At 71.5% G+C, this 3,297-nt stretch carries 3 protein-coding genes; 2 read left to right on the top strand and 1 reads right to left on the bottom strand.

Annotated features, from left to right (window positions below):
• On the bottom strand, positions 1-1,386 hold a 1,386-nt coding region (locus tag D183_RS0118050), incomplete at its 3' end, for a family 43 glycosylhydrolase (RefSeq protein ID WP_017910233.1).
• 158 nt (positions 1,387-1,544) lie between these two features.
• On the opposite strand from D183_RS0118050, the gene D183_RS0118045 reads away from it, so the two are divergent.
• Positions 1,545-2,453: a DUF4424 family protein gene (locus D183_RS0118045; protein ID WP_017910232.1), complete on the top strand. Its 909-nt coding sequence runs from the start codon at positions 1,545-1,547 to the stop codon at positions 2,451-2,453.
• A 158-nt stretch (positions 2,454-2,611) separates the two neighbouring features.
• The coding region (locus D183_RS0118040; protein WP_017910231.1) for an MFS transporter at positions 2,612-3,297 on the top strand (686 nt) is incomplete at its 3' end.

The following is a 3,297-nucleotide window of genomic DNA, read 5'->3' as shown; positions in this document are numbered from 1 at the left end:
CGCCAGCCAGTGGCGGCCGTCGCGCGAGTGCTGCAGCCGGAACGCGGTGTAGATGTCCGGCGCATCGCCGTAGCGGCCGGCACGATAGTCGGCGAAGTTGACCTGCACCGCGCGTACGCTGCGTTCCCCGCCCAGGTCGACGGTGAGGGTCTCGCCGGGCGTGTTGCGTGCAGCCACCCAGTAGCTGCGCGGGTCCTCGTCGGTGGCGCGGTCGGCGGCGAAGCCGTCCAGGGTGGACGAGGCGGTGGCCGGCTTGCGGTAGGACAGCAGCATCCAGCCGGTGAACAGCGCCTCCGGGTCGGCCACCGGGCCGTCCGGCATCCAGTGCGGGAAATCGCCGAAGCGGGTGGACACGCGCATCTGCCCGTCGGCGGCGAACGCGGCGGGGAACAGCACGATGCGCCGTTCGAAGGTCCAGTTGGCGCCGATCCAGGCGGTGCCGCTGTTCCACCAGTTGCCGTGCGCGTCCTGGAAGGTGGAGCCGTGGCCGGCGCCCTGCATGAAGCCGCCGGGCTTGTACGCCACCGGGTTGTAGGGTGCGTAGACGAAGGGGCCGAGCGGGTGCTCGCCGACGTACACGCCGTTGGCGTAGGCGTTGTACTCGCTGCCGGGCGCGCCGTACTGCAGGTAGTAGCGGCCGCCGGTCTTGGTCATCCAGGCGCCTTCCAGGAAGCTGCCGATCGGGCTGCCGTCGGGGAAGCGGGCGCCGCGGTGATCGGGGCCGAAGCGCTCCCAGCCGTGCTGCGCCGGGTCCAGCGCGAGCAAGGGCGTCGGCACGCCGCGGAAGGCGAACCCCTGCGCGTTGCGATCCATGGCGATGCCATACAGCGGATAGCGGTCCGACGAGCCCCAGTACAGGTACCACTGGCCGTCGTCGTCGATGAACAGGTCCGGGTCCCAGGGGCCGGGCGGCACGTCGCTGAGCGGGCGGCCCTTCATCTCGGTGCCGATCGGCTGGGCGCGCGGCAGCTTGGGCAGCAGCCGGGTCAGGAAGTCGAGCTTGCCGCTGGCCGGGTCGCGGGTCTGCAGCAGCGGGCGCGGTTCGAAGGCCGACTGCATGATCACCAGGCGGTCGCCGTCGGCCACCACCGCCGGCGCGACGATGCTCTCGAACGGCCAGCGGCTGGGCGTGACGAACTGCCAGTCGAGCAGGTTGCTGGAGCGCCAGTAGCCGTCGGCCAGCGTCTGGAACAGATAGTAGGCGTCGCCGAAGCGCACGAACACCGGGTCGGCGCCGGTGCGGTAGGAAATGCCTTCGTTGAGTTGCTCGAAGTTGTAGCGGTAATCCAGGTCGATCGGATTGGCGTAGCTGCGCTGGCCTGGCGCCTGCGCCGCGGCCAGCCCGGCGGACGCCAGCAGCGCCAGCGTTGCGAATGCTCTGAACATGGCGATGGCCTTCCCCCCGTGGCGGCGCCGGCTACCGTAGCAAACGCAGCGGCAGGGCGCGATGCGGCAGGCCATGCCGCCGCGGTTACCATGGCGCCCGCCCGTTCGCCGCTGCCGCGCTGCGGCCGCGGCGCCTTCCTTCGCCGACCTCCGACTCCATGACCGCCAACGTTTCGCCGCGCCGCCTGCTGCCCGTGTTGTTGTCGTCCTTGCTGTTCGCCGCCGCTGCCGCCTACGCCAACGACAGCAGCATCGGCGACGCCAATGGCTCCATCGAACTGATCCGCCAGCCGGACATCCGCATGAGCAAGGAAGACCTGTTCATCAGCGAGGAGCGGGTGCAGGTGGACTACGTGTTCACCAACACCAGCACGCGCGACCTGCTGGTGCCGATCGCCTTCCCGATGCCGCCGATGTACTTCGGCATGGCCGACCACAGCGCGCTCACCGACTTCAAGCTGTGGGTGGACGGCAAGCCGGTGCGCACTGAGCGCAAGCTGGTGGCGAAGCTGGACGGCAGCGACATCTCGCGCGCCTGGGCGGCCAGCGGCTGGACGCCGGACGACCTGGCCGAGTACGTCGAGGGCGGCACCGTCCCGGCCGGCCGCAAGCCGCTGCCCGCGCGCTGGTTCGACGCCGACGGGCAGCCGCGCTTCACCCTCAGCGAGTACTTCGTCTGGCAGCAGCGCTTTCCCGCCGGCGGCACGGTGGCGATCCGCCACAGCTACGCGCCCAGCGTCGCCACCGGCGTGCCGATGCCGGCCAGCGACCTGATCGGCGAGTACGCCAAATCCACCTGCCTGGACGCCGCCACCCAACAGCGCCTGCGTCGCCGCGCCGGCGGCAACGGCCTGCAGTGGAGCAACCTGCGCTACGTGCTGCGCACCGGCGCCAACTGGAAGGGCCCGATCCAGGATTTCCACCTGACCCTGAAGAAGCGCGCCCCCGGCGACCTGCTCAGCCTGTGCTTCGACGGCGACCTGCAGCGCACCGATGCGCTCACTTTCGAGTTTCGCCAGCGCGACTTCGTGCCCGAGCGCGACCTGGACATCCTGTTCCTGCGCTGACGCGCCATCGGCGCCCGCAGCGGCCGGCCGCGCCGAAGCCGACATCCGGCTGAACGCCGATGCGGCGCGGTCGGCAGTTTCGACCCGACGCGGTGGCGCGCGCGGCGGCGGATCGGGCAGCATGCGGCGGCGCGATCCCTCCCCCAGGACCTGCCCGCATGCGCGATGCCGCCGTTGCCGCTTCCGATCCCGTCGCCTTGGTGGCGGCGCGCCTGGAACGCCTGCCGCCGACCCGCAGCCTGTGGCGCCTGGTCGCGCTGCTGGCGCTGGGCGGCTTCTTCGAACTGTACGACCTGTTCCAGACCGCCTACCTCAGCCCCGGCCTGTTGCGCGACGGCATCTTCGCCGAGGGCGCGGCCGGCGTGTTCGGCATCGCCGACCAGGCCGCGTTCGCCTCGGCGACGTTCCTGGGCCTGTTCCTCGGCGCGAGCCTGCTCAGCCCGCTGGTCGATCGTGTCGGGCGCCGCGCGGTGTTCTCCTTCGCGCTGCTCTGGTACTGCGTGGCCACGGTGGCGATGGGCCTGCAGCACAGCGCGCTGGGGGTGATCCTGTGGCGCGGCGTGGTCGGCGTCGGCCTGGGCGTGGAACTGGTCACCATCGATACCTATCTGTCGGAAATGGTGCCGCGGCAGATGCGCGGCGCTGCGTTCGCGCTGGCGTTCTGCCTGCAGTTCCTGGCGGTGCCGGCGGTGGCGCTGAGCGCCTGGGCGCTGGTGCCGCACGCGCCGCTGGGCCTGAGCGGCTGGCGTTGGGTGGCGCTGCTCAGCGGCGGCTTCGCGCTGGCGGTGTGGTGGCTGCGCAGCCGTTTGCCGGAGTCGCCACGCTGGCTGGCCACGCAGGGCCG

The organism is Xanthomonas sp. SHU 199, assembly GCF_000364665.1.
Taxonomy (GTDB): Bacteria; Pseudomonadota; Gammaproteobacteria; order Xanthomonadales; family Xanthomonadaceae; genus Xanthomonas_A; species Xanthomonas_A sontii.
Note: the sequence above shows the minus strand (reverse complement) of the source record. Positions and strands in the feature narration are given on the sequence as shown.